The sequence below is a fragment of the Leptolyngbya sp. CCY15150 genome (genome assembly GCF_016888135.1).
Taxonomy (GTDB): domain Bacteria; phylum Cyanobacteriota; class Cyanobacteriia; order RECH01; family RECH01; genus RECH01.
The window spans coordinates 1-5,818 of record NZ_JACSWB010000232.1; the positions used below are offsets into that span (position 1 = coordinate 1).

At 47.7% G+C, this 5,818-nt stretch carries 7 protein-coding genes and 3 pseudogenes; 6 read left to right on the forward strand and 4 right to left on the reverse strand.

Features of this window, described 5'->3' with window-relative positions; translation table 11 throughout:
• Window positions 1-122 precede the first annotated feature (122 nt).
• Genes JUJ53_RS18100 through JUJ53_RS18110 form a run of 3 tightly spaced genes read right to left on the reverse strand, consistent with a single transcriptional unit; the run spans window position 123 to window position 2,118 of the window.
• Window positions 123-500, reverse strand: coding sequence for a hypothetical protein (locus tag JUJ53_RS18100; RefSeq protein WP_204153447.1), 378 nt, complete (start codon window positions 498-500; stop codon window positions 123-125).
• A gap of 14 nt (window positions 501-514) precedes the next feature.
• Window positions 515-1,624, reverse strand: a complete 1,110-nt coding sequence (locus JUJ53_RS18105; protein WP_204153448.1) for a hypothetical protein — start codon at window positions 1,622-1,624, stop codon at window positions 515-517.
• A gap of 47 nt (window positions 1,625-1,671) precedes the next feature.
• Window positions 1,672-2,118 carry a tellurite resistance TerB family protein gene (locus JUJ53_RS18110; RefSeq protein ID WP_204153449.1) on the reverse strand — a complete coding sequence of 149 codons (447 nt, stop codon included), beginning with the start codon at window positions 2,116-2,118 and terminating at the stop codon, window positions 1,672-1,674.
• Between the two features lie 267 nt (window positions 2,119-2,385).
• Here JUJ53_RS18110 and JUJ53_RS18115 point away from each other — a divergent pair, with 267 nt between their 5' ends.
• Window positions 2,386-3,342 carry a LysR substrate-binding domain-containing protein gene (locus JUJ53_RS18115; protein ID WP_204153450.1) on the forward strand — a complete coding sequence of 319 codons (957 nt, stop codon included), beginning with the start codon at window positions 2,386-2,388 and terminating at the stop codon, window positions 3,340-3,342.
• Window positions 3,343-3,537: 195 nt separating this feature from the next.
• Window positions 3,538-3,846, forward strand: a pseudogene (locus JUJ53_RS24770) (transposase); the annotation flags it as partial.
• Here the strand turns inward: JUJ53_RS24770 and JUJ53_RS18120 are convergent.
• Window positions 3,772-3,936 carry a hypothetical protein gene (locus JUJ53_RS18120; RefSeq protein ID WP_204153451.1) on the reverse strand — a complete coding sequence of 55 codons (165 nt, stop codon included), beginning with the start codon at window positions 3,934-3,936 and terminating at the stop codon, window positions 3,772-3,774. The pseudogene JUJ53_RS24770 and the gene JUJ53_RS18120 sit on opposite strands and share 75 nt — an antisense overlap.
• A 56-nt stretch (window positions 3,937-3,992) precedes the next feature.
• On the opposite strand from JUJ53_RS18120, the gene JUJ53_RS18125 reads away from it, so the two are divergent.
• The 4 genes and pseudogenes from JUJ53_RS18125 to JUJ53_RS24775 form a co-directional block, all read left to right on the forward strand.
• A complete protein-coding gene (locus JUJ53_RS18125; protein WP_343327986.1) occupies window positions 3,993-4,538 on the forward strand; it encodes a GNAT family N-acetyltransferase in 546 nt (181 codons plus the stop codon).
• Window positions 4,539-4,541: 3 nt separating this feature from the next.
• Window positions 4,542-5,051 (forward strand): hypothetical protein, encoded by a 510-nt coding sequence (locus tag JUJ53_RS18130; protein WP_204153452.1) that lies wholly within the window; start codon window positions 4,542-4,544, stop codon window positions 5,049-5,051.
• Window positions 5,048-5,656 (forward strand): annotated as a pseudogene (locus JUJ53_RS18135) (N-formylglutamate amidohydrolase). The gene JUJ53_RS18130 and the pseudogene JUJ53_RS18135 overlap by 4 nt, the downstream one beginning before the upstream one ends.
• Window positions 5,650-5,818: pseudogene (locus tag JUJ53_RS24775) on the forward strand (ISNCY family transposase); the annotation flags it as partial. The pseudogenes JUJ53_RS18135 and JUJ53_RS24775, both read left to right, overlap by 7 nt.

Here is a 5,818-nt window from a genome sequence, read left to right on the forward strand (position 1 = left end):
TAGGAAAAGCAATCAATTCTTAGTCTGAAACCGATCGATCTTATAGCTACTACATCTATTTGGATATCGAGCAACTAATTACCGATAAGGTCTAATGGTTTTGATGCACAAGACAAAAACATTCAGTCCTCTGCTTTAAGACGAGCAGCTTCAACAGCGCGTCTTTTTTCAATGAAGCTTGGCTGCTTAATCCTCTGTTCTTGCTGATGCTGTTGTATGTCTTGGAACGCTACCCCAGCTAGCTCATCACCATTCATGGCGAGTTGCCTTAAACAACTCAAGGCAGTGATGCTTGTTTTAGGGATCGCGCCACAAGCAGCTTTCTTTAGGGTGGCGATCGCTTCAGGGCTGCCTGCTGCCACTTCACCCAATCGTTCCAGAATTTTTGCCCCGGTCGAATCGTAATCACCCCAATTCAGCCACCACTGATAGAGGGTTAGCAATGCTGGAATAGATGACTCCTGCAATACAAGCCTGGGAATTTCTTCTTCGTATGCCATGCTTAAACGAGATCCTAAATCCGAGAGGTTGGACGATCGCAGACTTTAATCATTTCATCCATAAACGCACGGGCGCGTTCCATATCCATTGCGCTATTGACCCCAATTGCCAGGGTGTTACTGTTGCTGCGAATCACCAAATACCGCTTTTTAAGCAAAAAGAATAGAAGACCAAAAAGAATTGTTCCAATGCCAACGGTGCCTGGTAAGGCGATAATTGCCAACGTTGCCCAGATCGGATTGCCTTTCTCCAAAAGCTCAAACGAATCCACCTGATGGATGGGTAGCTCACAATGTCTTGTGCCAAACTGAAGTCCCAAGAAGCGGTATTGAGTTTGCTCCACCACACGATTTGGCTTTAGAGTCAGTGTTGTTTTGCCAGTGCCAGGAGACAACACTCCATAACTGTTGTTAACAGGTAGACCTGTTGTTTCTACAATCGTGTTGACAGAGGATAGCTTGCCTTGAGTAATATTGACCATTCTTGAGTTCTCCTGCATAAAAAATGAATGAGCATTGACATCTGTCTGACTAACAGATTGACGGGTTGTATCCGAGACGCTTGACCCAGAACTTAATGCCTGAGCTAGAAGGGACTCTCGCGCTGGGTTGATCGGTTTTGTTGTTGACGAGACTTGTAGCGCGGCTATGGCCTCGATGAATGTCTCAACTTTTGGTGCAGGACCGTCGCCATAGTTAAGATGCTCTCCTGTCTCTGTCCACTCACAGAAAACGGTGGTTGGAGAGCCGACAGAACTATCGTCATCTCTGTCTAAGTCTTCCTCTAATTCCAATGTGAAATAGCGAAAGGGTGCTCCTTCGTGTGCCTTGGAGTAACTTACCCACACACCAATAAAATATGCTTCTGGTGATATCGTAGGTGGCGGTAAAGAGACGACGATGATTTCGTAGTCTTCTGTTTCTTTGCTGGTCAGTTTTAGACCTGCTGGGTCGACAATATCTTCGTCATCTAGGTCTATCTCTTCGGCGATTGCTTTCCAAAAACGTAACAAAAACATCTGCGCTTGAGCACTTCTCATCTTTTCCACAAATCGCAAGGGGCTGTCTTGGAAGAGCTTGGGTAGCCGCTTGTGAGAGAACAGATAGTGTTGCAGTCTTGCCATGTAATTTAATCCTCTTTGACAGACGAGAGTGTGTTTTAAAACAGACCCTAGCCCCGATTTTTGATTAGCATGACTTCAACGATTTTCATGGCGATCGCCGAATTGATATCTAACGCATGGCATAGATCATTCAAAAACGACTCTTCTTCTGGGGTAACGGTGCCATCGGACAAGATTAAATCTGTGGCGATCGCAAAAGCAGATTCTCGTAACTCGAAGGGCAACGACGCTTTAGCCGACGCTAACAAAACGGGGATACCATCTCGACGCAGGATACCAAAAAGCTTGTCATACATCCGTTGCAGGACATCAGTAGGATAGCTTTTGAATAACTGCATTCGTCTCAAACTGGTATTGATCAGATCAACTTCTTCCCCAGAAAAGTGACCATCTGAGGCGATCGCAATCAGCGCAATCGCGGCAAACGCCTCGGCGGGGTTGAAGCTGATTGATGTGGATTGCCGGGTTCCCAAAACCTGATCAAATAAGCCCATAATCCTGACTCCTGATAATGTGTAACTGAAATTTGCTCGTTACCAAGCTCCAGCGTGGCAATGCTAATCTGGAAGCTCCAGCCTCCCGTTGGCGATCGCTGTGAGTCCAACTCGTTTCATTCTTGTTCTCAGCTCCTACCTAGGAACGAGGAAAAGCGAGTTGGGTTATCGCGTAGCCTTAATATATGATTAAAGCTAAATAGTTGCTACATACATTCGTTTCAACGTATAATATTATTTGTTCTTCCTATAGCTGCAAGGTAGTCTATGAACTTTGAAGGTTTACATGACTTTGAATTGCGCCAAATTTGTTACTTTATGATGCTGGTTGAGGCAGAAAACAGCTTCAGTGAAGCGGCTTCACGTGTTGGCATTAAGCAAGGCGCGTTTAGTCAGCGGATTAAAGCTCTAGAAGAAAAGCTGAGTGTCGGTACAATAGAGGTCGAACTCTTCGATCGCGGTACAAGGCCCTCAACCCTAACAGAAGCAGGCAGAGTCTTCCTAAAAGAAGCTGAGTTTGCTCTTACTCACTTGGAACGGGCAATTAACCAAGCTCGCCGAGCCAGCCAGGGAGAAATTGGACATCTCACTGTTGGAGTACATAATTCTGTTGCCAACAGCATTCTGCCTAAGGTTTTGAGGACGTTTCAGAGTCAGTATCCAGATGTAGAACTAGAGTTGCGCGAAGTTACAGTTCACCAAGAAATTGCATTACTCAAAGAACACCAACTGGATTTGGTATTTCACCGATCGCCTAGTCCTTACGAAAATGACTCAGATCTAGTATTTGTCCCGATCTTGCAAGAGTTATTTGTAGTCGTCCTCCCCGAAACCCATGCCCTTGCCAAGCAAAAGCAAGTATCTTTAGCATCGCTAAAAAAAGAGCCAATGATTTTACCGTCTATTGATACATTGCCGTTTTATAAGCAAGTCATCAGACTTTGCCAGAAAGCTGGTTTTGAGCCGAAAATTATTCAAACTATTAAGGCTACTGGAATTGTGACATTACTTAGTTTAGTCGCGGCGGGAATTGGAGTATCAATTTTACCTAGTCATGTGCAAGTACTTCATCGTGAAGGAGTTGTTTATCGTCCACTTCAAGATAAAATGTTGGGCCGTCATATGACCATCGTTTACCGCAAAGCTGATCCATCTAATGTCTTACAAAAGTTTCTTGATGTGACTAGGGAGGTAATGGAACTGAATCCTGTGACTCTAAATTAATCTGAACGGGTGACAAGGCAGCTCAAAATCATGCAGTACAGGACTTTGAGACAATAGAGTGGACGGGTTGCAGACGTTCAGCCAGCAGCGATTCTAGTTGAGGCAAATCGGCAGGCTTGCGGTGGTGATAGCGCTGGATGACGAGCTGCTCTTTTTGATCCCACATTCCGCAGGTTTTGAGCTAGAAACATTGGAGCGAACGCTGTCATTCCACCGCGCAAAGGGGCCAAAATCTGGCAGCACAATTGCAAAGGAACGCCGCACCCGAGAGATGAGAACCTGCGCTACATTCGCAAGCATGGGCGCCAATGATGGAAGCGCGACTCTGGCTACCATCGCCGCTCGATTGCCGAAACTACCATGTTTCGCTTGAAGACGATCTTTGGCGGTAAGCTCAGGGCCCGTACCTTTGATCATCAAGCTGTGGAATTATTCATTAAATGTGTTGCGCTCAACCGGATGATTCAGATCGTCAAACCCGATAGCTACAAGGTTGAAGCTTAATGATGAGATGGCAAAAGGAAAATCTGGATTTTCTTTATTCATGCAACAAAGCCTATTTGATGTGGTTTTTGATCCGTCTGAATATCCCATAGGAGTTAGTACACCTGTATGATTTGATTATCCATCTTTGTGGGAAGAGTCTGGCAGTGCAGCGAAGGGTATTACTGGTACGTGGGCGCGATAATCAGAGGGTTGCAACCCTGCTGGTTGAGCTGGCTCAGAAACACCTTGATGATTTTGAGGCTCATTGGCGTCCCGTGCTGGAGCAGGCCGGAGCGGAGGACAAATTTTGGGACTGGGTGGTTAAGAAGCGGATTTCGCTCTCGTCGGATAACGTTGAGAGTTTTGCCATTGACTATGCAGGCATGACCCAGGGGTTAATGGCGATTGAAACCCAGTGGCATCGCTCTCAGGTCAATCGCCGTAACCGGATTGTCTATGTCCAAGCGATCGCATCGGCCCCTTGGAATCGTGGAGCTATTCGGCGACCGCCCGAACTTCGGGGTGTGGGCACCGCCCTGCTCCTCTTTGCACGCCAACGTAGCTTGGACTTGGGTTATGAAGGGCGAGTCGGCTTACATGCCTTGCCTGGAGCCGAAAGCTTCTATGATGACCAAAATATGGCCGACTACGGCCCTGATCCAGCCCAGGAAAATTTGACATACTTTGAGTACGGTCGCTTTCAGAGGTGAGCAATGACGCAGGAAAATTTCAATTTCATGGATTTGCTGGACGATGATGCCTGGTTTGAGGCGTCGGCTCGTCGGGAAGAATCAGTAGATTGTGAGGCGCTGGCTGGTTATGGCTGGGGCACTCATTTGGGGGCAGTCATGTCGAATCCTCAGGGCTACAGCCACGTTGCTCAGTTGCGTTCGATGGTCATGCAAGCCTGGAAGCAACTTGTAACCGAGTGGGATTTGGGGATTGGGGCAGAAGCGGCAGAAGCGAAAGGCCAGGCACTGATTATGGAACGGCTTCATCGGCCTGAGCCTGAAATTCAAGAAATCCTAATGGCACTGCTGGAGGCAAAGCTCTCCAAGCCCGAAGGAGAATGGGAGATGACTGAATTCGTTCATAGCCAGATTCGAGCTGTCTTTGGCAAGGTGCTTACCCAGAAGGATTGGAGGGCGATCGCAGAAAGTGCCAGAGACCGAATCTATGCTCAAGTGCTTAGGCAAGAGCTGGTCGTAGTAGAACGCCTGTGACTTCAATTTTTAAGCTGACACAGCCTACCGTTTCCTCCCTGCCTGTTCTGGCGAATCTTCCCCATAGTGGCCTTTTCGTCCCGGAAGCGATTCGACGGCAGTTCACAGCATCCCATCAAGCTTTTCTCCCTAACCAAGACTGGCACCTAGATCAGCTGTACGACTTTTTGCCAAGGTTGGGTGTCACGATGCTGCAAGCGACCCATAGCCGCTATGTGGTGGATCTTAATCGAGCGCTGAAGCCTCCCTACTTTGGCAATTTCTGGAGCGCGGTCGTGGCAGAGAAGACTGCCTTCCATCAGCCTCTGTACGAGATCCTGCCTTCACCCAAGTAAATTGAGCAACGGCTGGAGGACTATTACCGCCCCTATCCTGCCGCGTTGGAATCTCAGCTTAATCGACTGATTGAGCAATCCGGCAAAGTCTATTTGCTTGACCTGCACAGCTTCTATGGCTCTATCACCGACGATATCTGTTTGGGGAATGCCAACGGTAAAAGCTGCTCGAACTTACTCATTGACACCGTAGACAAAGCGTTTGCCAATGAGGGTTTTGGGGTTGTTTGCAATAAGGTGTTTAACGGCGGCTACATCACCCAGCATTAGCGAAACGGTGGTTGATGCAGCATGGAGAACGCTTTAGCCCGTTGAAGGTGACGGTCTTGGGCGACGACCTCTATTGCCACCAGCCCTTGTGCCAACAGCTTCTAGACCAACACCTCAACTTCATCCTGGTGTGTCGTCCGCAATCCCACACCACCCTCTATG

Bases quoted from the DNA above. Each gene is read 5' to 3' on its own strand.
- JUJ53_RS18110 (WP_204153449.1), bottom strand. From the start codon at position 2,118: ATGGGCTTATTTGATCAGGTTTTGGGAACCCGGCAATCCACATCAATC.
- JUJ53_RS18105 (WP_204153448.1), bottom strand. From the start codon at position 1,624: ATGGCAAGACTGCAACACTATCTGTTCTCTCACAAGCGGCTACCCAAG.
- JUJ53_RS18130 (WP_204153452.1), top strand. From the start codon at position 4,542: ATGACGCAGGAAAATTTCAATTTCATGGATTTGCTGGACGATGATGCC.
- JUJ53_RS18115 (WP_204153450.1), top strand. From the start codon at position 2,386: ATGAACTTTGAAGGTTTACATGACTTTGAATTGCGCCAAATTTGTTAC.
- JUJ53_RS18100 (WP_204153447.1), bottom strand. From the start codon at position 500: ATGGCATACGAAGAAGAAATTCCCAGGCTTGTATTGCAGGAGTCATCT.
- JUJ53_RS18120 (WP_204153451.1), bottom strand. From the start codon at position 3,936: ATGGGATATTCAGACGGATCAAAAACCACATCAAATAGGCTTTGTTGC.